At 41.8% G+C, this 25,958-nt stretch carries 10 protein-coding genes; 7 read left to right on the forward strand and 3 right to left on the reverse strand.

Features of this window, described 5'->3' with window-relative positions; genetic code table 11:
* The first annotated feature begins 68 nt into the window (after positions 1-68).
* The 4 genes from ACTJKC_RS17685 to ACTJKC_RS17700 all read left to right on the forward strand — a co-directional run bounded on the left by ACTJKC_RS17685 (position 69) and on the right by ACTJKC_RS17700 (position 19,722).
* Positions 69-13,532: a putative Ig domain-containing protein gene (locus ACTJKC_RS17685; protein ID WP_440793952.1), complete on the forward strand. Its 13,464-nt coding sequence runs from the start codon at positions 69-71 to the stop codon at positions 13,530-13,532.
* A gap of 38 nt (positions 13,533-13,570) precedes the next feature.
* Complete coding sequence (locus ACTJKC_RS17690) at positions 13,571-14,572, forward strand: PorP/SprF family type IX secretion system membrane protein (protein WP_344852604.1); 1,002 nt, start codon at positions 13,571-13,573, stop codon at positions 14,570-14,572.
* Between the two features lie 71 nt (positions 14,573-14,643).
* Complete coding sequence (locus ACTJKC_RS17695) at positions 14,644-16,647, forward strand: OmpA family protein (RefSeq protein WP_440793954.1); 2,004 nt, start codon at positions 14,644-14,646, stop codon at positions 16,645-16,647.
* A 273-nt stretch (positions 16,648-16,920) separates the two neighbouring features.
* Positions 16,921-19,722: a thiopeptide-type bacteriocin biosynthesis protein gene (locus tag ACTJKC_RS17700; RefSeq protein WP_440793956.1), complete on the forward strand. Its 2,802-nt coding sequence runs from the start codon at positions 16,921-16,923 to the stop codon at positions 19,720-19,722.
* Here ACTJKC_RS17700 and ACTJKC_RS17705 read toward each other — a convergent pair.
* Positions 19,719-20,834 carry a sensor histidine kinase gene (locus ACTJKC_RS17705; protein WP_344852607.1) on the reverse strand — a complete coding sequence of 372 codons (1,116 nt, stop codon included), beginning with the start codon at positions 20,832-20,834 and terminating at the stop codon, positions 19,719-19,721. The two genes, ACTJKC_RS17700 and ACTJKC_RS17705, sit on opposite strands and share 4 nt — an antisense overlap.
* Positions 20,835-21,185: 351 nt before the next feature.
* Between ACTJKC_RS17705 and ACTJKC_RS17710 the strand changes: the two genes are divergently transcribed.
* Positions 21,186-21,332, forward strand: a complete 147-nt coding sequence (locus ACTJKC_RS17710; protein WP_162799938.1) for a hypothetical protein — start codon at positions 21,186-21,188, stop codon at positions 21,330-21,332.
* Positions 21,333-21,362: 30 nt separating this feature from the next.
* On the opposite strand, the gene ACTJKC_RS17715 is transcribed toward ACTJKC_RS17710, so the two are convergent.
* Complete coding sequence (locus ACTJKC_RS17715) at positions 21,363-22,106, reverse strand: LytR/AlgR family response regulator transcription factor (RefSeq protein WP_344852608.1); 744 nt, start codon at positions 22,104-22,106, stop codon at positions 21,363-21,365.
* A gap of 383 nt (positions 22,107-22,489) precedes the next feature.
* Between ACTJKC_RS17715 and ACTJKC_RS17720 the strand changes: the two genes are divergently transcribed.
* Positions 22,490-22,864, forward strand: a complete 375-nt coding sequence (locus ACTJKC_RS17720; protein ID WP_344852609.1) for a hypothetical protein — start codon at positions 22,490-22,492, stop codon at positions 22,862-22,864.
* Positions 22,865-22,883: 19 nt separating this feature from the next.
* Positions 22,884-23,375 carry a type I restriction enzyme HsdR N-terminal domain-containing protein gene (locus tag ACTJKC_RS17725; RefSeq protein ID WP_344852610.1) on the forward strand — a complete coding sequence of 164 codons (492 nt, stop codon included), beginning with the start codon at positions 22,884-22,886 and terminating at the stop codon, positions 23,373-23,375.
* A gap of 268 nt (positions 23,376-23,643) precedes the next feature.
* Here the strand turns inward: ACTJKC_RS17725 and htpG are convergent, their stop codons facing one another.
* Positions 23,644-25,530, reverse strand: a complete 1,887-nt coding sequence (gene htpG / locus ACTJKC_RS17730) for a molecular chaperone HtpG (protein WP_440793960.1) — start codon at positions 25,528-25,530, stop codon at positions 23,644-23,646.
* Positions 25,531-25,958: the final 428 nt, after the last annotated feature.

A 25,958-nucleotide genomic window follows, 5' to 3' on the forward strand; every position in this document is an offset into this window, starting at 1 on the left:
ATGCCCCTGAAAAAATAATTACCTAACAGTAGCATCCCACATAGTAAGTCTTCTAAATAACGCCTGACATGATGAAAACTCCTACTTTTTCGTCCCAAATAGGGATAATCCGCAATACCTGTGTTGCAGTCATCATTCTATTAACGCTCTTCTACTCAAAATCGTATGCGCAAACAAAAGTTTTTGCGAATACCGTATCTGCACAAAGCAGGGTCGATAATGCGAACAACGCTACACTGAACGATAACACCTTCGCTACGGTAAATTCGTATGGCGGAGTTGCTGTTGGTATTGGTGGATACAGCGGCGAGCTGGAATTAAGATATCCGGCTGCGGTTAATGCGGGAATAACTTCCTTCATCAGAATAGATTTTGACGGAGACATCCTGAACAGGTTGCTGGGAGGAAGTTTAGGCGGCCTGCTGGCTAACGTGGGTGGTACGGTAGTTCTGGGCAACCACTCGTTCGAGGTAGGAGCCAGAAACGGTGCCTCAACTGTATTAACAGGCAGTAGTACAGCGGCTTTCTCGACAGATAATATCAGGATTGTAAAAGATGCCAATGGTTTCTTTTATGTGGCCATAACGCCAACACAGGCATATGACCGTATATATATTAAAGACGTTACCAATGCGGTTTTACTAGGGGTAACCAACAGTACCAGGGTTTACAATGCATTTTATGTTTCGGGTACCGATCCTTGTGCACAGGCATTTAGCACAGGTTATGAGGGAACAGGAATAACGCTTGACGCTTTACAACTGGGCAGTTCGGGTGTAACCAATAGTGAAAGGGCGATTGATAGCGATCCAAATAATTTTTCTACATTAAGTTTAGGTGTACTTGGCGTGGCTTCATCCATCAGCCAAAATTTTTATTTTACAACGCCTTCAAATCCTGGTGATGATATTAACCTCAGGTTCAGTACTACACCAGCATTATTAACCGCCGGAGTTTTACAGAACATTTCGATAACGGCTTATAACGGAAACACCCAGGTTTATACCGGATCGGTTCCAACTACATTGAATCTTGATTTACTTGGCTTATTAAATAGCGGTCAGCCGGTAACCATACCTTTTTCTCCGGGAGCAGGAGTGGTATTCGACCGGATAAAAGTTACCTTAGGATCGGTTTTAACCGTAAACCTTACCCAAACGCTTAATGTTTATGGTGCAACCCGTTCGGCACCAAGACCAACTTTTTCCGCACCGGCAAGTAATGCCATTGCTGCATGTTACAACACTACAGTACCTTTAACTGCCACAACCTCAAGTGCCAACCAATTAATCTGGTACGATGTGGTAGAAGGTGGAACCGCCTTACAAACCGTTGCTTACAATGGTACATTTACCACGCCGGCATTAACGGCCAACAAAACTTATTATGTTGCTGCCAGAAGAATAGGGTGTACAACAGAATCGACCAGGGTGCCGGTTGTAATTACGGTTAACCCACAGATTATTTTTAACGGAGCTATCTTAACCAATGCCACTCCGGGCTTTGCTTACTCTAAACAGCTCGATGTAGCCACAGGTGGAACAGGACCTTATACTTATGCTTTAGCGGCAGGTAGTACACTGCCAGCAGGTTTAACTTTATCATCAGCAGGGGTAATTACCGGAACACCAACGGTGGCAAATGCTTATACTTTTTCGGTTGTAGCAACTGATACCAAAGGCTGTAAAGCAACTGCAAATTATAGTTTAACGGTTACCACAGCATTGGTACTTACGCCGGGTGCATTGCCAAACGGCATAACAGGAACGGTTTATCCAACGCAGACTATTCCGGCTGCCACTGGCGGCACAGGGCCATATACTTATACAGCAACTGGTGTTCCTCCGGGTTTAACTTTTAATCCGGCTACAAGAGAGATTACCGGAACACCAACTCAACCCGGAACTTACAATATTCCAGTTACGGTTGTTGATGCAAACGGGAATACCCTTACTTCAAATTATACTGTAAAAATCACTGATCCTTTATTGTTGCCAACCGCTACTTTGGCTGATGGAACAACAGGAACGGTTTACACCACGCAGATTATCCCAACTGCAACGGGAGGAACCACGCCTTATACTTATTCGGCAACGGGACTTCCTCCGGGTTTAACTTTTAATCCGGCTACCAAAGCCATTACGGGTACCCCAACCACTGCCGGAACTTATACTGTACCTGTTACGGTAACCGATGCTGACGGCAAAACGGTAACCACCAATTACAGCATTACAGTAAACAATCCATTGGTTTTACCAGCGGCAACCTTGCCTGATGGAACTGAAGGAGCAGTTTATGCTACGCAGACTTTACCGGCTGCAACAGGCGGTGTTGGTCCGTTTACCTATGTTGCAACTGGTGTTCCTGCCGGATTATCATTTAATCCTGCTACAAGAGAAATTACCGGTACACCAACACAGGCAGGTAATTACACCATTGGTGTAACGGTAACTGATAGCCAGGGTAAAACAGCCAGTAATAATTACCCATTAAAGGTAAATGGAACGTTAACTTTGCCAACCAGGACTTTGCCAAACGGCGTTGTGGGTACTTCTTATCTGCCACAAACCTTACCGGCAGTAAGCGGTGGTGTTGGCCCATATACTTATGCGGCAACTGGTCTTCCTCCGGGATTATCGTTTAACCCAACTACAAGAGAAATTACCGGCACGCCAACACAAGGTGGTAGTTATACCATTTCGGTAACGGCTACTGATGCAAATAATAATAAAGCCACTACTACTTATGCATTAGCAGTATCGGTAAATGATCCTGTGGTAGCTTCTGCAACAGTTTGTACAGGAAGCACGGCTACTTTAACGGTAAGCAACCTTCAGGCTGGTGTGACTTATAACTGGTATGCTTCTACCGGAAGTACACCATTAGCCACTGGCAACAACGGTACCTTTACAACGCCTGTGGTTACCTCATCAACTGTGTTTTATGTTGAAGCTGTTTCCGGAACGGCTGTAAGTGCAAGAACATCGGTTAGTGTTTCGGTAAATCCGCCAGCTACCTTGGCTACAGTAACTACCAACAATCAGGTAATTAACGCTGGCCAAACCACAACTTTAACTGCAACAGCTGATGCCGGTAATACCATTGCCTGGTTTGATGCACCAACTGCAGGTACCCAGGTAGGGTCAGGAAATTCATTTACTACACCGGCTTTAACAGCAACCAGAACTTATTATATTGAAACCACCAGTACCAACGGATGTAAAAGCGCAAGCCGCGTTCCGGTAACGGTAACCGTAATTAATGGTGGTGGTGCAACTGCTTGTAATGCCGCCAACAGTCAGAATACAGGTATAAATGGTATCTGTTTATTATGTGCTGTTACTGGCGCAGGTAACTCAACAGATGCCGATGCGAACAACTTCACCAGGATTTCTCTTGCTGTAGGTGTTACCGCAAATGGTTATCAGCAATTAATTTTCCCTTCAGTTGGGGTAGCTACTGATAGTATTCGTTTAGATTTAGCCTTACCAACCGGTTTAGCTGATGTTGGACTTTTAAATAATGTAACAGTTACCGTATTAAATGGTACTACAGTAGTAAGAACTGTACAGTTAAACGGCGGATTATTAAGCCTTCAACTTTTATCGGGCAACCGTTTTGCAGCAACTGTTTTGGCGGGTGGCGCTTATGATAGGGTTCAGGTGAGCTTTGGTGCCTTGGTTTCAGCAGTTACCAGTTTAGATATTTATGGTGCAACCGTAGTTTATCCTAATCCAACATTTATCGCTGGTGCGCAATCGATCTGTTCGGGCGGTACCGCAACCTTAAGTGCAACTGCAAATGGCGGTACTACTTTAGCCTGGTTTGATGCGCCAACAGGCGGTACACAGGTGGGTACAGGTGCAAACTTCACTACTCCGGCTTTAACCGCTACCACCACTTATTATGTTCAGGTAAGCAAAGGCACTTGTTCTAATACTACAAGGGTTCCGGTAACCATTACCGTTAATCCGGCAATTATATTTGCAGGCACAACTTTAACCAATGCAACAATTGCTTCTCCTTATAGCAAACAACTTCCGGTGGCAACAGGAGGCACACCAGGTTATACCTATGCTCTGGCTTCGGGCAGCACTTTACCGGCAGGCTTAACTTTATCTACAAGTGGATTGGTAAGCGGAACACCAACTGCAACCGGTAACCCTACATTTGATGTGGTGGTAACCGATAGCAAAGGCTGCAGCACAACAGCAACTTTTACCTTAACAACCACACCAGCACTGGCACTGGCCCCGGGCGCTTTGCCTAATGGTGTAACCGGAACGGCTTATACAACAAATGGTATTCCGGCTGCAACAGGTGGAACCGGTCCTTATGCTTATTCGGCTACAGGTCTTCCTCCGGGATTGGCTTTTAACCCGGCAACAAGAGAAATTACAGGTACACCGACTCAAACCGGAACCTTTACGATACCGGTTACCGTAACCGATGCCAATGGCAATACCATTACGGCTAACTATACCTTAAAAGTAACTGATCCATTGGTTTTACCACCAGCAACTTTAGCTGATGGAACCACAGGAACCGTTTATACGCCTCAAACTATTCCATCTGCAACGGGCGGATCAACGCCTTATACTTATTCGGCAACTGGTCTTCCTCCGGGATTAACCTTCGATCCTGCTACCAGAACAATTACAGGAACACCTACACAATCAGGAACTTTTACGGTGCCGGTAACCGTTACCGATGCCGATGGAAAAACAACAACCAGTAATTATACCATAAACATTGTTAATCCTTTACAGTTACCGGCAGCAACTTTGCCTGACGGAACAGAAGGAACTGTATATGCTACGCAAACCTTACCAGCAGCAACCGGTGGTGTTGGTCCTTATACTTATGTGGCAACCAATCTTCCGGCAGGATTAACTTTTGACCCGGCCACCAGACAGGTTTCGGGTACACCTACCCAGGCCGGAAATTATTCGATCGGTGTTACCGCTACAGATAGTGAAGGCAGAACAGCAAGTAACACTTATGCACTTAAAGTAATTGGTGTACTTACATTACCTGGCGCAACTTTACCGAACGGTATTGTAGGTACGGCTTATCCAACACAAACTTTACCAGCAGTAACCGGTGGAACTGCACCATATACTTATCTGGCAACCGGTCTTCCTCCGGGATTAAGTTTTAATACCGCGACAAGAGAAATAACAGGAACACCAACTTTAGGTGGAACTTATACTATATCTTTAACTGCAACAGATGCAAATGGTAATAAGGCGACTACAGCTTACAGCTTAAACGTAACCGTAAACGCTCCGGTAGTTGCTGCGGCAACAGTTTGCTCAGGAAGTCCGGCTACTTTAAGTGTTAGCAATTTACAGGCAGGTGTAACTTATAACTGGTATGCATCTACAGGAAATACCCCATTAGCAACCAATAATACAGGTGTTTTTGTAACACCTGCGGTAACCTCACCAACCGTATATTATGTAGAAGCAGTATCCGGCACTGCGGTGAGTAGCAGAACTGCTGTAAATGTTTCCGTTAATCCACCGGCAACGCCTGCAACGGTAACCACCAACAGCCAGGTGATCAATGCTGGTCAGTCTACTACTTTATTAGCTACCGCCGATGCTGGTAATACCATCCAATGGTACGATGCTGCTACAGGCGGAATACAGGTAGGAGCTGGTACTTCTTTTACCACACCTGTACTTAACGCAACTACAACTTATTATGTAGAAACTACAAATGCCAGTGGTTGTAAAAGCGCAAGCCGTGTTGCGGTAACAGTTACCGTATTAAACAACAGTGGCGGTACAGCTTGTAATGCTGCAAATTCGCAAAACTCTGGTATCACCGGAATCTGCTTATTATGTAGCGTAACCAATCCTGGAAATTCTACTGATGCAGATCCATCTAACTTTACCAGGATATCGCTTTCAGTAGGTGTGGGTGCTTCGGGATATCAGCAATTAATTTTCCCATCAGCTGGAACGGCTACAGATAGCATTCGTTTAGATTTAGCCTTACCAGGTGGTTTATTGGATTTAACCGCATTGGGTAATGTTACCTTAAATGTAATGAACGGTACCACAGTGGTGAGAACAGTTCAGTTAAATTCTTCATTATTAAATCTTCAGTTGCTTTCGGGCAACCGTTTTGCTGCGACTATATTGGCAGGCGGTGCTTACGATAGGGTACAGGTGAGCTTCGGTGCATTAGTTTCTGCAGTAACCAGTTTAGATGTTTATGGCGCAACCATCATTTATCCTAACCCAACCGTAACAGCAGGTGCACAAACCATTTGCGCGGGAAGCACAGCAACTTTAACTGCAACTGCAAACGGTGGCACAACATTGGCCTGGTTTGATGCGCCAACCGGCGGAACACAACTGGCCGCTGGCGAAACCTTTACTACGCCAGCTTTAACTGCTACCACTACTTATTATATCCAGGTAAGCAAAGGAACCTGCGCAAATGCAACCAGGGTTCCGGTAACTGTAACCGTTACACCAGCATTAGCTACTCCGGTATTGGCAACCATTGCCAATGTGTGCGAAGGATCTTCAGCTACTTTATCGGTTGCTAACCCTGATCCGGCGGTAACTTACAAATGGTACGATGCTGCAATAGCTGGTAATCTGGTATTCACCGGTTCGGTATTCCAAACTCCGGCTTTAGCAGCGGCAACTACTTATTATGTAGAAGCATCGCAAGGAAACTGTACCAGTGCGGCACGTACTGCAGCTGCGGTATCGGTTAATCCTCGTCCGGTGTTGCCTGTTGTCACTGCAAGTTCATCTACCGTGAGTCCAGGACAGACCGCAATTTTAACAGCAACCTCTGCTGATCCAACCAATACTTTCAACTGGTACACTTCTAATACCTCAACAACACCGGTTTATGTAGGAGCAACTTATGTTACCCCTCCGTTACTGGCTACCACCACTTATTTTGTAGAATCGGTTTCTACCAATGGCTGTACTTCGGCGAGCCGCGTTCAGGTAACCATTACGGTTGATGGTAACGGATCGCCAAATCCTGTTCCTTGCGAGGCAGCTACCACACAGGTTAACGGCGTTACCGGTGTAGCCTTATTATCAGGTGTATTTAACCCGGCTTTAGCTATCGATAACGATACCCAAACAGCCTCATCACTGGTTATGCCGGTTGGCGCACTTGGCGCATCGGTTTATCAGCGGGTTGGTTTTGGATCACTATCTACTGTGGGCGATACCGTACGTGTATTGGTATCCTCGCCAGGAAAACTATTGTCACTTTCATTATTGGGCAATGCGACTGTCACCACTTATGTTGGAACGAACAGCAATGGCGATTCGCAATTGTTAAACAATAATTTATTAAATGTTCAGTTGTTGAGCGGTAATACACAGGCCTTAATCACTTTTGTTCCGACCAATGTATTTGATGGAGTAGAAGTAAGGTTAAATTCAGGTGTATTGGGTGCCTTAACATCAATCAACTTAAATTATGCACAACGTGTTCTGGTTGCACCAACTGTAGCATCTGCTAATGTTACTGCTTGTGTGGGCTCAACCGCTCAATTGCAGGTGAGCAATCCATCAGCAGGTTTAACTTACAGGTGGTACGATGCTACCGGAACTTATCTGAGCGGTAGAGACGGTGTTATATTTACCACCCCTGTTTTAACCGGTGATACTAAATTCTATGTGGCTGCAGTATCTGCAACAGGTTGTGTGAGCTATAAAACAGTAGTAAACGTGACCACAAACCCTGCTCCGGTTACTCCTGATCTCCTTTCGGCAGCGGTTAATACCTGTCCTAACACTTCAGTTACCTTCCAGGTTAAAAACCCGGTTGCAGGCACAACTTATAACTGGTACGATACGGCAACTTCTACGACTGTGTTATTTACAGGTGATAACTTTACCACACCATTAATTACGGCCGACAGAAGTTATTTTGTAGCTGCGGTTAACAGCTGCGGTACTTCATCAACCAGAACTGAAGGCAAAATTGTGCTTGGAACGATTGATGTTCCGGTAATTACGCCGCCATCAATCACCATCAGTGAAGGTTCTGTTGCGGTATTAAAAGCAACATCAAGCACAGCAGGAGCAACCATTAACTGGTACACTACTGCAAACGGAACCATTCCGGTATATACTGGCGAAACTTATGTAACGCCACAATTAAGCACCACCACTACTTATTATGTGGAGGCGACCATTCCTGGCGGATGTACTGCAACCAGCAGGGCAACGGTAACCGTAACGGTGGTGCCTAACGGCAACCCTGTGGTTACCCCGTGCGGCGCGGCAACCACTACAGTAGCAAGCGGTGTAACGGGTGTAGCATTATTGGCAGGTGTTTATAACCCAACATTTGCGGTTGATAATGATATTAATACAGGATCTAGCCTGGTTATCCCGGTTGGCTTATTGGGCGCATCTGTTTACCACCAGGTTGGTTTTACTGGCCTGTCAAATGTAGGCGATACTTTAAGGGTAAAAATTACAACACCAGGAACTTTGCTTTCGGTAGGGGTGTTAAACAACTTAACAGTAACAACTTTCCAGGGTACAACCAGCAATAACGATGCAGTTTCTGTATCTAACCCATTAATCAACTTACAATTATTATCAGGCGGAACATCGGCCATATTAACATTCGTACCAACCAGCAGGTTTGATGGGGCCGAACTGAGGTTAAACTCAGGTTTGCTTGGTGCATTAACCTCTGTTAATTTAGATTATGCACAAAGGGTAATCACTGCTCCGGTAGTAACGTCGAATGCGGTAAGTGTTTGTCAGGGTTCATCTGCCACATTAAGCGTGCAGAACCCGCAGGCAGGTGTAGTGTACAAATGGTACATCGGCACCACTTATCAGGCAGGAAAAGACGGACCAACTTTCACAACAGATCCGGCATTATTGGCTGATAATTACCTTTATTCGGTAACAGCAACAGCCAATGGTTGCGAAACTTTAGGTACTAAAATAACAGTAACCGTATTGCCACCGGCAGTAGCGCCTGTTCCGTCAACAACCAATCCGGCTACAACCTGTATCGGTACATCGGCTACTTTAAGTGTGCAGGCAGTTGCAGGTATTACTTACAACTGGTACGATGCAGCAGTTGGCGGAAACATGTTGGTAACCAACAACAGCAGCTTTAATACGCCTGCAACATTGGCGGCAGGAACCTACGATTATTTTGTAGAAGCCGTAAGTGGTGCAGCTTGTCCGAGCTCAACCCGTACAAAAGTTTCTATCACGGTTAATCCATCAGCATTAGCTACCGATTTAACCGTAACTGGATCAACTTCATTATGTGCTTCTGGTACCGCAGTACTTACTGTAACCAGCACAACAGTAACCAACCCGGTATTTACCTGGTACAGCGATGCAGCTTTAACACAGGTTGCTTTTGTAGGTGCAGTATTTACTACTCCGGCCATTACAGCAACAACGAAATACTATGTTACTGTTGGCGGAACAAATAAATGTCCTAACACAGCGGGCAATGCAAAAGAGGTTACCATTACGGTAAATCCGGTTGCAGGCCCAACAGATATTAACTTAGCTGGAACAAGCACCATTTGCGGTGGTTCTTCAGTTACCTTAACTGCAACAAGTACAACAGTTACCAATCCTGTATTTACCTGGTACAATGATGCTGCCTTAACTTCGGTAGCGTTTACCGGAACCAGTTTTGTTACGCCGGCACTTAATGCCACAACCACTTATTATGTAACGGTTAAAGGCGATAACAAATGCGAAAACACCGCGGTAACAGCAAAACCAATTACCATAACGGTTAATCCGGCTGCAACAGATGCTGATATTACCGCAAGCGGAATTACTTCGATCTGTAAAGGATCAACCGCAGCATTATCTGCCTCAACTACCACAGTAATCAATCCGGTGTTTACCTGGTACAGCGATGCAGCTTTAACAACAGTAGCTTACGTAGGGCCAAACTTTACTACACCGGTATTAAATGCAACTACTACTTATTATGTAACCGTAAGAGGTGATAACAAATGTGAAAATTCTGCAGCCAATGCTGAAGTAGTTACCGTAACGGTTAAAGATTTTGCTACCGCAGCAGATATTGCGGTAAGCAATGCCCAAATCTGTTCGGGTTCTACTGTAATGTTAATGGCTTCAAGCACCACGGTAACGCAACCAGTATTTACCTGGTACAGTGATGCTTCATTAACCAGTGTGGTATTTACTGGTCCAACCTTTACTGTAACTGGTTTAACGGCCACTACCACTTATTATGTAAGTGTTAAAGGTGCCAATAAGTGCGAAAACACCGCAGCAGATGCGAAAGCAGTTACTGTAACGGTTAATCCGTTGGCTACCACTACCGATATTATCCTGAACGGAAGTACAACAGCATGTGCAGGCTCATCGGCAGTGTTGAGTGCAACTTCACCAACAGTAACCAATCCGGTATTTACCTGGTATAGTGATGCTGCTTTAACCAATATAAGTTTCATTGGTGCAACATATACTACACCACCATTAAACACCACTACCACTTATTATGTAACAGTAAAAGGTGATAATAAATGTGAGAATGCACCTGGTACGGCAAGGGTAATTACCATTACCGTTAGTCCGGTGGCTACCGCTTCTGATATTACCGCGGCCGATGCAACCATTTGCTCAGGATCGGGTACTACTTTGGTGGCCAGCACCACAACGGTTACCAACCCAACCTTTACCTGGTACAATGATGCTGCCTTAACTTCGGTAGCTTATGTAGGAGCTTCATTTGCAACGCCAGTATTAACCACAACCACTAAATATTATGTTACGGTTAAAGGCGATAACAAATGTGAAAATTCAGGAATTACCGCTAAAGTGGTAACGGTTAATGTGAACCAGGCTGCAACAGCTGCAGATATTACCTTATCAACACCAACTTTGGTATGCGGATCGGGTACAGCAGTAATCAATGCCAGCTCTACAACAGTAACCAATCCGGTATTTACTTGGTACAACGATGCTTCGTTAACCAGTGTGGCCTTTACCGGACCAATATTTACCACACCGGTATTAACCACTACCACCACTTATTACGTAACCGTAAAAGGAACCAATAAATGTGAAAACAGTGCCGCAGATGCTGCAGCAGTTACCATTAAGGTTAACCCGATTGCAGTTGCCACAGATATTGTGGTAAATGGTTCAACAAATGTTTGCGGAGGTTCTGCAGCAATATTAACCGCCAGCAGCACAACCGTAACCAACCCGGTATTTACCTGGTACACCAATGCAACTTTAACTGATGTAGCCTTTGTAGGTGCAGTATTTACTACACCAACGTTAACCGCCAACACCACTTACTATGTAACGGTAAAAGGCGACAACAAGTGCGAAAACAGTGCAGCAACGGCTAAATCAGTAAATGTGGTGGTTAATCCTGTAGCTTCGGCAACTGATGTTACCGCAGCAGATGCAACCATCTGTGCAGGCTCATCAGCCAGTTTGGTAGCCAGCACTACTACCGTAACCAATCCGGTATTTACCTGGTACAGCGATGCTGCCTTAACAACCCCGGTATTTACAGGTGCAACTTTCAATACACCAGCATTAACTGCAACCACTAAATATTACCTGACTGTAAAAGGTGATAACAGATGTGAAAGTTCTGCTGCAAATGCAAAAGTGGTTACTGTTACAGTAAATGCAGGCGCAACCGCTGCTGATATTACCTTATCAACTCCGGCAATCGTATGTGGATCGGGTACAGCAGTAATCAATGCCAGCAGTACAACGGTAACCAATCCGGTATTTACCTGGTACAACGATGCTTCACTAACCAGTGTGGCCTTTACCGGACCAATATTTACCACACCGGTGTTAAGCACTACCACAACCTATTATGTAACTGTTAAAGGAACTAATAAATGTGAAAATACTGCTGCAAACGCGGTAGCGGTAACCATTAAAGTTAATCCGGTTGCCAGCGCAACAGATATTACGGTAAATGGTTCAACATCGGTTTGTGCAAATGCAGCCGCAACATTGGCCGCAACCAGCACAACAGTTACCAACCCGATATTTACCTGGTACAGTGATGCCACTTTAAATACAGTCGTGTTTACTGGTCCGGTATTTACTACCCCGGTGTTAACTGCAAATACAACCTATTATGTAACCGTTAAAGGTGATAACAGATGCGAAAGTTCTGCAGCAACAGCAAGGGCGATTGCCATTACTGTAAATGCATTGCCAAACAATCCTGTGGTATCTGCTCCGAACGGAGGCATTTGCGCAGGTGATGGTGCAACCCTGACAGTAACCAATGCACAGGCAGGTGTTACTTACGAATGGTACAATGCAGCAGTTGGTGGTAATTTATTATTCACGGGCACAAGCTATAATGTTACTGCTTTAACTGCCACAACAGATTACTATGTATTGGCAATTGGTACAGGCGGATGTAACAACAACGGTGGCCGCGTTAAAGTAACCGTTACCGTAAATGCCAAACCAACCGTACCAACTGTAGCTTCATCATCAGTGAGTGTATGTACAGGAAGCCCTGCAGTATTAACAGTTACCAACCCTCAAACAGGGGTTACTTATAACTGGTACACTGCCGCAGCAGGTGGCGCACCGGTAGGCACTGGCGTAAACTTTACAACACCAGCTGTTATTGCAAACACTACTTATTATGTAGAGGGTGCAAACGGAAGCTGTGTATCAACATCAAGAACACCGGTAAATGTAACTGCACTACCGGTACCAGTTGCACCAGCATCAGTAACAGCTGCAAACGGAACACTTTGCGCAGGCAGCTCGACCATATTAACGGTAAATAATCCGGTAACCGGATTAGTGTACAGGTGGTATGCTGCAAGCTCTAATGGTCCGGTACTGGCAGAAGGTATAACCTTTACCACGCCAAACTTAAGCGCTACCACCATCTACTATGTAGAAGCTGTAGCTGTGGGTGGTTGTGCAAGTCCGGGCAGAACGCCTGTTACAGTAAGTGTGCTTCCTGTGCTGGCTAAACCTGATGTAGTGGTACAAACCACAACACCTAACAGCATCACCTTTGCGTGGGCTGCGGTTGCAGGTGCTACAGCTTACGAAGTATCGCTGGATAATGGTTTAACCTGGATCAATCCAACAAACGGACCAACCGGAACAACCTACTTTGTTACAGGCTTAAAACCTGATCAAAGTGTAAGTATCTCGGTTAGGGCTAAAGGAGTACTTGATTGCCAAACCAGTGCAAACGGTTCAGTAACAGGTAAAGCAACCAATCCGTTTGGAAACCAGATTTACATACCAAATGCGTTTACACCGAATAACGATGGTAAGAATGATATATTCTTAATCTACGGCAATACCATCGCAAGCGCTAAAATGAGTGTGTACACACAATGGGGTCAGTTAATCTTCCAGTCAGATAACGTAGCAAATGGATGGGATGGAACCTTTAAAGGGGTAAATCAACCAATCGGGGTTTATGTATATATGGTTGGTGTAACCTTTACCGACGGAACAACCACATTGAGAAAAGGTACAATAACGCTGATCAGATAAAGAAGAGGATTAATAATAAACAGATAAAATCAAAGACCATGAAAATACTACCGGCTTTAAAAATATATGTTGCGGTGCTGGGATTACTGCTTTGTTCAGCTAAATCCTTTGCACAAACTGATCCGCATTTTTCACAGTATTATGCAAATCCCTTATACCTTAACCCCGCCTTAACGGGTGTAATAGACGGCGATTACCGCGCAACTGTAAACTTTAAGCAGCAATGGAGTGCACTTAACAGTTCTTTCTTAACGGGTGGTGCATCTTTTGATCTCGCCCCGAAAAAGAATTTCGCTTTTGGTGCAACCATTTTAAACCAAAGGGCAGGGGAGTTGGATTTCAACTACCTTTCTGCCCTGGTATCGGGTTCGTACCGTTTAAGGTTTGGTGCCGAAGGTTTGCAGATGGTAAGCTTTGGTTTACAGGCCGGGGTAATTAACCGCAGTTTCGATTTCTCTCAGGCCAGATTTGGGAATCAGTTTAATCCAACATCAGGTTACGATGGCGGGATGATGAGCGGCGAAACCCTTTCATCGCAGTCTTCACTGGTGCCCGATGTAAACGCAGGGATCATGTTCTTTGATGGCAATCCAAACAAAAGCGTAAACGTTTTCTTAGGCGCCAGTGCAGCGCACTTAACCCGGCCTATGGACCGTTTCTCTGGTACCAATTCACGTATCCCTGTTCGCTTTACCGCGCATGGTGGTGCAAGGATCAAAGCTTCCGAACTGCTGGATATAGTACCCAATGCATTATTTATGTATCAGGGTAACACCAACGAGGTTTCGTTAGGGGCGTATGCACAATTAAACGTTAATCCATCAGCAAACATTTTATTTGGCGGTAATTACCGTAATAAAGATGCTGCAATCGCCTTTGTTGGCCTGCAGTTGAAAAACATGGTTTTCGGGCTGAGTTACGATGTGAACACGTCTACTTTCAACCGTGCATCAAACAGTAATGGCGGTTTAGAGCTTTCGGTATCTTTAATTGGACGTAATGGAATTATCGGGCCAAACTTCTTTTGTCCGCGTTTATAATCTTTATCATCAGTGCTAACAAACCGAGCTAGCGTTCAAAACGATAGCAAAACGATTAATAATTTATAAAGATGAAAAAAATATTACTCATTTTATTAGTGGCATTTGGCGGTTTTGCTAACGCGCAGTATGTGGTAAATTATAAAAAGGTTGCTGATACTTATTTCGAAAATAAGGATTACTATGCTGCATCTACCTTTTATAAAAAAGCCCTTAAAATTACAGGCGATAGTACCCAGGCCATTTTACCTTATGGCAAGGAAAGAAAATCAGCGGCTGATGATAAAGTGATAGAAGATTATGAAGGATCGATTTATAACCTTGCCGAATCGAGCAGGCTGTACCGTGAATTTAACGAAGCCGAAAAATATTATGCCATAGCCAGTACTTTTACCAATACCCGTTTCAGGAAGGCATTGTTTTATTATGCAGAAAGCTTAAGGGCCAATAAAAAATTTAACCTTGCCATTGATACTTATCAGCAGTTTATTCAAAAAAATGGTGACGATCCTTTAGCTAAAGAAGCACAAAAGGAAATCGAATCTTGTAAGTTTGCCATCGAAGAAATGCGTTTCCCACGCATGGTGCAGATCAAAAAAGTTCCGGCTAATGTAAATGGCCTTGGTTCTAACTATGCTGCGGTAAAAATAAACAACGAGCTTTTCTTCACCTCATCACGTCCGGTTGCCGTAGGTACCAAAAGAGACATGGTTAAAACCGAAGCCGGTGGCGAAGTTCAGGTATCAACCAAAGCTAATCCATTTATCAATAATATTTATTCGGCCAAAGGTGATTTAAATACAGCAGATATTGCTGTTAAGAAGCTTGATATCAATTTTGCAAGGGGTACCGAAATTGCAGCTGCTGCTTTTACACCAGATGGAAATACACTTTATTTCACCTCCTGGAAAGATAAAGATAAATACGCCATTTACAGTGCTAAAAAAACCGGCGATAGATGGTCTGATCCGCAGGCAGTGGGCTTACAGGTAAACAGTAAAGATTTTAACTCATCGCAACCCTTTGTTACCAGTGATGGTAAATTTCTTCTTTTTTCATCTGATAGAAGTGGGGGTTACGGTAAGTTCGATATTTGGTATTGTGCCATACGCGAAGATGGTTCATTGGGTCAGGCAGTAAATTTAGGTCCCACTATTAATACCGAAGATGATGAACGTGCACCCTACTACAATACCCTAACCAAAAAATTATTGTTCAGTACCGATGGAAGAATAGGCTTTGGTGGCCTTGATTTCTTTGAATCAGAAGGCGATCTGGTTGATTGGACCACCCCAAAAAATATGGGTTATCCTTTCAATTCATCAAAAGACGATATTTACTTCACCGCAACCGATGATAAAGGCACAAAAGGGTACATCAGTTCCGACCGCGAATCATCATGCTGTTTGGAAATATTCGAAGTAAAAAAAGAATATTTATCAATTTCTGGCCTGCTAACCGATTGTAAAACCAAATTGCCTTTGGCTGGCGCAAACGTAACGCTTAACAATGCAGAAGGTCCGCAAAAAGTTGTTACCGGTACCGATGGCGTCTATAAATTTAAAGTAGATTCGAAAAGACCAATCAAATTGCTTTTCGCAAAAGACAATTATTTTGCCGTTACCAAAAACTATGCTTACGAAGAATTGGCAAAAGCAGATACTTTAATTTATAAAGATTACTGCCTAAGTCCTTTCAAATTGGGCATTCCAATCGCTTTAGATAATGTTTATTACGAATTTAACAGCGCCGAGTTAACCGAACCATCTAAAAAAGTGCTCGACTTCCTCATCCCGATTATGGAAGATAATCCCGAAATGGAAATCGAATTAGGCTCACATACTGATAATATCGGCACAGATGAGTACAACCTCGATTTATCAAACAGAAGGGCAAAATCCTGTACCGATTATTTAGAGAGCAAAGGAATTGCCGCTTCCCGGATGACCTCTAAAGGTTACGGCGAGTCGATGCCAATTGCACCAAACGAAATCATCGTTAGACGCAAGAAAAAAGATAACCCCGACGGAAGGGCTAAAAACAGAAGAACTGAATTTAAAGTAACCAAAAAATAGAATACAATTAACATCCCGGTAAAGCCATCTTCGTAAAGGAGATGGCTTTTTTGTTGTTGGTTGGGGTTTTGTTGGTCGGGATTTGTAACTCCGCCCCGGTCCAGTATCCTCACAAACCAAAACCCAATAACCAGTACGTAGTGAAAACCTGAATCACACGATTAATCCAACCGTAAATCTGTATAATCTGGGCAACTCTTTTTCAACCTCAACTCCAACCGAAAACTGGTAATCTAAATTAATCTTTGTAATTTTCACCACCATTTAAATCCGATGAAGCTTAATATCCAACCCACAGTAATTTTTAGAACGCCTAAATTTTCATATCAATCCGAACTTGCCGATTGCTGGGAGGAATTAAAAAAAGCCATCGCCATATCTTCTGCCGCTTTCTACGAAAATATTAAAGATGTAGAAGCAAACCAGCTACAAAGCCTGCCTCCAAAGGTTTATTTTACCATCTGGAAGTATTTTAACCGTGCAAAGTTTCGCCCTACGCCCTATGGTACATTTGCAGGTTTTAGCCTGTTAAACGATGCCATTAAACCATCTGATAGTAAGATTGTTATAGAAGAAGAGCAAAAAATCTGCGGGCTTGTTGACTGGCCCTGCAAAAATAACATTCAACTGCCCTTAGCTGATCTGTTAACGAAAAACTGCCTGTTATTCAGTAACAGCAGTTACTATTTTACCCCAAACAGTATCCGTTATATTGCCTGCACCGATGGCGTTTTCGAACTCGCAGAACTCGATGAAGATGATTTTGTAAAACAGATATTGGATGCCTGTATAAAACCGGTACGTACCAATGAACTCATCAGGACCTTAAATTTGCAAAGCGAAGAAGTAGAAAACCTTTTCGGCCTGCTCCAGGATATGCACGATTTGCAGCTCATATTTACCAGTTACGACCCAAATATTATTGGTAACGACTATTTCGAACGCCTGGGGCTTAGCAATGCAACAGATTTGCCAAAATACCTGATTGCCCATAGAACTGTTAAATCAGGACATTTAAACGCACAATTGCTTCATGCTGTTCCGGGGCTGATCAAAATGCTTCATGGCATTTTACCAAACAGTGAGCGCGGGGCATTGAGCCAGTTCATCACAAATTTTAAAAAGAAATTTGAAGATCAGGAAGTACCGCTTTTAATCGCACTAGATCCCGAAATGGGGGTTGGCTATGATCAGCTCGAGCAAACCGGCGAAAATGATGATTTTATATCGAAATTAAACAATAAGTCGGGCAAAAAGGAGAGCGATACCGATAGCATTAAAGCAGTACTTAAAAACAGCCTCACCACGCAAAGTTTTGAAAAAGGGAAGCCTGTGTTTTTAAATAAACTTGCTATAAAACCAAACGAAAACCTGAAGCCGTTACCCAATTCATTCAGTATGCTCCTGACTGTACACGACGATTTACTTTTTACCGAGCAGATAGGAGGGGCAACTGCCAACGCACTAACCGGCAGGTTTACCATGGCCGGTGAAGCCGTTGAAAATTATGCTAAAAACGTAGCTGCTGCAGAGCAAGAGGCCAATCCCGATGTGTTGTTTTTTGATGTGGCCTACATGGTAGAAACCAACATTGATAATGTAAACCGCCGGAAACTGATTTACGATCATCAGCTGTCAATCCTCAATTATGATACCTCCGCCGATCCACTCAGTTTAAACGATATTCTGCTTTCAGTTAAAGGAACCGAGGTTGTACTGAGCTCTAAACGTTTAAACAGGCGTTTGGTGCCCCGCATGGCCTCTGCTTATAATTATTCACGTTCAGATCTTTCGGTATTCAGGCTCTTGTGCGATTTGCAGCATCAGGGCCTGGTTACCAGCCTTTCATTACCGCTCGATAACCTGTTTCCCGATCTCGAATATTATCCGCGTTTACAATATCAAAACATAGTACTAAGCAATTACAAGTGGAAAATTAAAAAGGAAGATCTTTTAGGTATAGACCAAAAACTTTTATCAATTGAACTGTTCCGCGCACATCTTGTAAAAATAGGTGTGGGTGAATATTTTAAAGCCGGGGTATCCGATCAAACCCTATGTTTCGCGTTGCACAGTGATGATGATCTTGGTGCTTTTCTTCAATACATGCAAAAACACACCTCGTTGTATATTGAAGAAGCAAACCTGCCCAAAAATAGCATTGTAGAAGATGAAGAGGGGAAACCCTATCTGGCCCAGTTTGTTCTAAACATCAGCCATGCAGCGAAAATTTATAATGGTTTGTTACCTCAGGAAAAAAATGCTGGCGCAATCCGGTATTTCCCGCCAGGATCAGAATGGCTTTATTTCGAGATTTTTTGCCACCAGCAAAGGTCAGATCAGATTTTAGCTGAAGTAATTGCCCCGTTTTTAGCCAATCATTCGGCTGATATCAGTTCCTGGTTTTTTATCCGCTATAATGAAAATGGAAACCACATCAGGTTCAGGCTGCTTTTAAACGATAAACTTAAAATGCAGGCATTAATGGCCAGCTTAATGAATAGCCTGACCGTATTTTTAAATTCAGGGCTGGTATCTGATGTGCAGATTAAAACCTATAAGCGCGAACTCGAACGTTATGGCAGCGACATCATTGAGGATGTTGAAAAACATTTTGCTGCAGATAGTGAATTTGTACTGTCCCTTTTCGAAACACAGCCTGATCATTTTGATAAATATAAACTGTGCTCCGTTCTTTTTGCCGGACTTATTAAAGCCGGATTGTTTGATCAGCAGGTAGCAGGGAAAATAATCAGGTCATTATCAGATTCTTTCAACCATGAACATCATTTGGATGCGGCCGATTTTAAACAGCTCAATAACCAGTACCAGTTGTTCAGGAAATCCGAATTTATTGCGCTAACCTCAGCACAAAAAGAGCAGTTTGAACAATTTTCAGCTTCATTGATCAGTATTCTTCAGCAGGCGCAGCCCGAAAAACGTGCTAAATTATTCAGCGATTTAATGCACATGCATGTAAACAGGCTTTTTAATAAAAACCAGCGCACACATGAAATGGTGATGTATTATTTTCTGCTAAAAGATATTCAACGGCAAAATGCCATTAACAATTAGCGGTTTAGCCTTGCCATTGGGTTAACTACAGTAACTTCAATTTCGGTAATGTATCGGTTAAGCGGGTCTTTATAATACCTGAATACATAATCGTTGCCGTAAAAGTTACTCAGGCGCTTGCCAATGTTTTCAATACCAACATGATGGCTCTCACTTTGCTTTCCCTTATTGTCATTAATCATGTTGATCGTGCTGATATGGAGATTGTCTTTTTCGTAAACAATTTTAATTAACGCCGGCTGTGTAGAGTGTGAAACATTTCCGTGCTTAAATATGTTTTCTACTAAAGTTAATAAAATAAGGGGTGGAAACCTTAACCCAAATAAATCTCCCGTTACTTCAAGTTCCAGATTAATCGTGTTAGCCGTTCGGAGTTTATGAAGATTGATTAAATGCTCAATTTGCTCAATTTCTTCACTTAAAGGAACCATTTCTGACGCTTCAGGGCGTTTTAGTGCATAGCGCATCATTTCAGCCAGGTTCATAATCGCATCGGCTGCCATGGGTGCCTTTTTACGGGCGTCGTTATAAATAAAGTTTAAGGTGTTGAACAGGAAGTGCGGATTGATCTGACTGCGCAGGTAATTGTTCTGCGATTGTACCAGGTCGTTCTCTAAAGCTTGTTTCTCGAGCTGGGTAATCAGATTCAGTCTTTCAAGTGCTTCAACCTTCTTTTGATCCTGAAATGATTTGGTGATATAAACATAACCTGTAGAATAACCAATAAATAGTATAGACCGGTAAACACAGGATAATATTAATTCCCGGTCAAATGATCGGGCAGGATTTGTTTTAATTAAACTTATTTTTTCGAATAAAATAATAAGGAGAAATGTAGAAACCACGTATGCAAAAATTATCACTGCAATGAGGATGGTAACCTTTAAAATTTTTATAGCATTTGATCCGGTTTTTAATATGCTTTTAAATAAAAAACCATAGGTATAAAAGGTTAAAATATTAACGATGTACACAAGTAGATACGCGCCCGGCTCTCTGAAACGATTTGTAGTTAAACCAAGAATAAATACCTCATAAACGATGTAAAGACTCCATACCAACAGGTGAAACTTATACTTTTCGTAGAATATTTTTAAGTGTAAAAAGTTCATTTTTTTCTCTTTAATCTATTGAAATGGGGCTTTTATCTCCCAAAAGCAGGGGTTTGTGTAAAAAAGTGGTTGCGTGTGGTTTTGAGGTGCATCTTTACAGAATATTAATCACAACGATAATCACAATAATTATATACATCATATTATGAAAGCTCAACACACAAATACTTCAGCTAAACTTTCTAAAAAAACAGTTTTTGTTTATAAAAACATCAAAGCTCAAAATAACTACGCAACTAGTCCAACCGGAGATCAGAGCCATAGTGCAATGACAAGTTTTATCATGGAATTTTAATTTCCATAATTACCTTAATTTAATAATTATATCATCATATTTAATATTTTAATACCATGAAAACTCAAAATACTACAAAACTTGCTAAGAAAACTGTTTTTGTTTATAAAAACATCAAAGCTCAGAATGCTTATTCAACCAATCCAACAGGAGATCAGAGCCACACTGTAATGACAAGTTTTATCATGGAGTTTCCAAACTAATTATTATTAACCGGATCGATGTGACCTCATTTACTGGTTCCGGTTCGATTTGAGTAAACTGCTCTGAACATAGGTAAAGAAAGCTTCTTTATAGCCTTCGCCAATCTGTATCATTTCATTGTTTACTAAACGGATAATATTTCCATCTACCTTTTTAATTGCTGATTTAGCAACAATATTTGATTTATTAACCCTTATAAATGCATGAGTTTCTAAGGCTTTTTCAATCTCTTTTAATGTAAGATAGGTGGTATGGGTTTCAGATTTGGTGATAATCTGGATATAATTTTGTAAAGCTTTAATATAAAGTATTTCATCAATTGCAATATTTGAAAAAGCATATTTATGATCGCCTTTGATATAAAGCGCAGCCGCCTGCTCTGTTTCTTTCGTAGTAACTTTAGTATTGTTGGCCTCTTTCTTTAAAATGCGATCAATGCCCAGCGCAAATTTTGCAAACGAAATGGGTTTAAGCAGATACTGATCAGATTGTACGTCGAATGCCTGAAGGGCATAATCTGGATGGGCCGTGGTAAAAATCAAATATTTTGCTTTTTCCCTGATGTTTTTGGCAAGTTCTAAACCATTAATGCCAGGCATATCGATATCCATAAACAATAAATCAATCTCATCGTCGATGCTGATCTCCATAAGTGCCTGCACTGGGCTGGTAAAGGTCTTAAAAATGGTTAGCCCCGGCATTTCTGCAATATGGTCAGTTAGCACCTCAATTGCATGTTGCTCGTCGTCTATAACAACGCATTTTAGATTCATGATTTTAAATATGTTTGTTTTGATTTGATTTGAATGCAAGTTAAATAAAAATGAATTGATTTAGCAAATGGGCCAAAAAAAATCTTGAATCCCTTTCATCTAAAAAACCTACCGGTTTCGTGTAATATTCTACGGGGTTGATGTAAAAAAATTACACAGCACACTTCTTTTTGTAATCTTTAAACTGTTTGCCAAAAACAAAACAATCAGGGAGTTAAAAGCCTGGATTAAAATTAAACATCTACCTGCCCATTATTGTGTAGCCTGTGGATAAGAAAATAAAAACAGGCCATACAACACTGGGTTACAGATTTTACTAAAATTTAAAAAAGAAGAAATACCGAAAAATAAGAAATATTCCCCTACATCTATCTACCTCCAAAATGAAACACAACGAATACGAGTACTTACTTAACAAAATTTACTACAAGGGGATTCTTAAAAGCCAGGGAATCAACGCTGATATGTATCAGAGAATGCAAAACGAATACAGCAACTTGGACGTGCCAAGTCTTGTAAACGGAAAGCTAGATAGCGATTATGCATTCAGAAAATCTTTTTTGGTTGTTCGCAACTACGTTCAGCAAGCCATTAAAGACGGATTAAAAAGCTTTCAGTTTAGCATGAAAGCAACTGATATTAACAAGTTGACTTATATGGTAGATATGCTGAACAGGAACTTTTTTGACAAACAAAGTTTAGATCAGATCATTATCACTGCAAATTCGGTATTTAACCAGTATAATTTAAAAAACTAACCTAAAAAAGATATATAACATGGAATTAAAAGACGAAATAGGGCAATTTGCCGTAAGAATCAAGAAAATGCTTCCACAAGTTCAATCTGAAGATTTAACCAGGAATGCTTTGGTAATGCCTTTTATCCAAATCTTAGGATTTGACCCTTCTGAGGTTCAGTCTGAAGCGGTATTAGATTTTGGGGTTAAAAAGAGCAAAAAAGTAGATTATACCATCATGAAAGATGGCGAACCTACAATTTTGGTAGAATGCAAACACCATAACGACAATTTGGATATCCACGATTCGCGTTTATCTAAGTATTTCCGTAAAACAAAAGCTAAATACGGTTTATTAACCAATGGTTTAGTGTACCGTTTTTACACAGAGAAAATGGTGAGATCAAAGAAAAACCAGGAGCCTTTGTTCGAGTTTAAAATTACCGATACTAAAGCAGCTACCATTGCAAAAATGATCGAAGAACACAAAGATTACTTCAATGTAGATCATAAAGCTACATTAGCAAGCTAAAAATATCTTTCAGCGAATTAATTTCCTGAATGCCTTAAAAGAGTCCCGGTCTAATGATTGGGACTTTTTTTATGCAAGAAAGGCGTGAATCGGTTAATTATTTAAATCGTTTAATCGTAAAAAGCTGCATTCAAGCTGAGCTATTAAATAGCTAGCTAATGGAAGATAAATGTACGTCTATCGCCAAACACCAACCCCTTTGCGCAAAAAAAGAGGATGTCTGGATTTTCTCCAAACACCCTCAGTTCAATTATTTGTGATAACCTGATTAAATCAGTTCTACACTTCTGCTTACAAATGCAGTTAATTCTGCACCGGTTAACATGCCTTGCGCCAAAAGCGCTAAATCGATCGCTTGTTTCGCTAAAGTGCTTTGTTCTGCTTCATCAGCGTTTAAAATCTTGCTTATTAATTTGTGGTTTCCGTTAATGGCAACCTTATAGTTATCTGGCATCTGGCCATAAAAACCCATTCCACCGCCCATTGCAGCCATATCTTTCATACGGCGCATAAACTCATCCATGGTAATGGTTACAGGAAGCTCTTCAGGATGTAAAGCCACAATTTCTACCTGCATACCCGGTTTGGTAATTGCTTTTTCGAAAATTGTAGTTACTTCTTTTACCTGATCTTCAGTTAAAACGTGCTCATTTTGCTCGTCTTTCTCAATTAGTTTATCAGCAACGCTGGAATCGACACGTTTAATTGAAGTTTTCTCCAGTTTCTGCTCTAACTGATTGATAAAGTGGTTGTCAATCGGCGAATCCAGCACTAAGACATCGTAATCTTTTTTATTGGCCGATTGGATAAATGCATCCTGTTTTGAAGCATCGTTAGTGTATAAATAAACCACTGTACCATTTTTGTCGGTTTGTAATGGAGATACTTTCTCTTTATATTCAGTAAGGGTGAAAAGTTCTTTTTTAGTGTTTCCAACCAGCGCGAAATCTTTGGCTTTATCGTAAAATTTCTCTTCGCTGATCATGCCGTATTTTACAAAAAGACCAATGTCTTTCCATTTATCTTCGTAAGCTTTACGGTCTTTAGCAAATAATTCAGCTAATTTATCAGCAACTTTTTTGGTAATGTAGTTATTGATCTTTTTAACGTTGCTATCGGCTTGTAAGAAACTACGTGATACGTTTAAAGGAATATCCGGCGAATCGATTACACCATGCAATAACATTAAAAACTCAGGTACAATATCTTTAACCTCGTCGGTAATGAAAACCTGGCGTGAGTAAAGCTTGATTTTGTTGCGTTGCATTTCAAAGTCGTTTTTCAACTTAGGGAAATACAATACACCGGTTAAATTAAACGGATAATCAACATTCAGGTGGATCCAGAACAATGGCTCTTCGCTAAATGGATATAATTCGCGGTAAAAACTTAAATAATCCTCATCTGACAAATCTGCAGGAGCTTTTGTCCAGATTGGGTTAGTCGTATTGATAATGTTATCAACCTCAACATCATTATATTTTGCTTTACCTTCTTCGTCAACGCCATCTTCAACAGATTCGGTTTTAGTACCAAACTTAATCGGAACGGGTAAAAATTTAGCGTATTTATCTAATATTTCCTGAAGTTTGCTTTGTTCTAAAAACTCTTCAGAATCTTTGTTTACGTGAAGAATAATATCGGTACCTCTGGTTGTTTTAGTGCCTTCAGTAATCTCGAATTCAGTACTTCCGTCGCAAACCCAACGTGCAGGTTCTGCGCCATCCTGGTAAGATAAAGTCTGGATTTCAACCAAATCAGCCACCATAAATGCCGAGTAGAAACCTAAACCGAATTTACCGATGATCTCGTTGGCATCTTTAGCATCTTTAAATTTCTCTACAAACTCACTTGCGCCGGAAAATGCAACCTGGTTAATGTACTTTTTAATCTCTTCGGCAGTCATTCCCAAACCATTATCGCTAATGGTAATGGTTTTGGCTTCCTTATCAACAGCAACCTGTACCAGCGGTGCGCCAACTTCTCCGTTAAACTGACCTAATGAACCTAATCTTTTGATTTTCTGAACAGCATCTACCGCGTTAGAAACCAATTCACGAAGAAAAATTTCGTTATCAGAGTATAAAAACTTCTTAATTATCGGGAAGATGTTCTCGGTATGTATCGAGATATTTCCTTTTTCCTGTATGCTCATACGTAAATAAATTGTTTAAATCTACATCGAGCATAACAAGGGTTGTTCCAAAAGGATTTATTTGACAAAATGACAGGAAAGAATGGGGAATGGAAGATGGAAAAGGGATGATGGAGGGGGAAATTGAAGCAAATGAAAATAGGATGTGGTTTTCCGGAACCATTTTTATAAACTATTGTCATTTCGCGCGAAGTGCAACGCAGCCGAGAACCCGAAGGCTCCGCGAAGCAAAATCTGCCCCGAGCTAGATCTCTCCGTTCCGCTTCACTTCAGTCGAGATGACAACTATTTTATTCGGTGGTTTGTGTCCTCCGTTCCGCGGTCTGTGTCTCTGATACCGGGGTCTGTGTCTCCACGGATCACTTAGTATCCAACATCATGTAAAAGATCTGTGTTTATCTGTGTGAATCTGTGGTTAAATACCCTCG

Origin of the sequence: Pedobacter sp. 22226, from assembly GCF_052045455.1 — a bacterium.
Classification (GTDB): Bacteria; Bacteroidota; Bacteroidia; order Sphingobacteriales; family Sphingobacteriaceae; genus Pedobacter; species Pedobacter jeongneungensis.

Coding starts and splice junctions, on each gene's coding strand:
- ACTJKC_RS17715 (WP_344852608.1), bottom strand. CDS start 22,106: ATGAATCTAAAATGCGTTGTTATAGACGACGAGCAACATGCAATTGAG.
- htpG (WP_440793960.1), bottom strand. CDS start 25,530: ATGAGCATACAGGAAAAAGGAAATATCTCGATACATACCGAGAACATC.
- ACTJKC_RS17725 (WP_344852610.1), top strand. CDS start 22,884: ATGGAATTAAAAGACGAAATAGGGCAATTTGCCGTAAGAATCAAGAAA.
- ACTJKC_RS17710 (WP_162799938.1), top strand. CDS start 21,186: ATGAAAACTCAAAATACTACAAAACTTGCTAAGAAAACTGTTTTTGTT.
- ACTJKC_RS17720 (WP_344852609.1), top strand. CDS start 22,490: ATGAAACACAACGAATACGAGTACTTACTTAACAAAATTTACTACAAG.
- ACTJKC_RS17700 (WP_440793956.1), top strand. CDS start 16,921: ATGAAGCTTAATATCCAACCCACAGTAATTTTTAGAACGCCTAAATTT.
- ACTJKC_RS17690 (WP_344852604.1), top strand. CDS start 13,571: ATGAAAATACTACCGGCTTTAAAAATATATGTTGCGGTGCTGGGATTA.
- ACTJKC_RS17685 (WP_440793952.1), top strand. CDS start 69: ATGATGAAAACTCCTACTTTTTCGTCCCAAATAGGGATAATCCGCAAT.
- ACTJKC_RS17695 (WP_440793954.1), top strand. CDS start 14,644: ATGAAAAAAATATTACTCATTTTATTAGTGGCATTTGGCGGTTTTGCT.
- ACTJKC_RS17705 (WP_344852607.1), bottom strand. CDS start 20,834: ATGAACTTTTTACACTTAAAAATATTCTACGAAAAGTATAAGTTTCAC.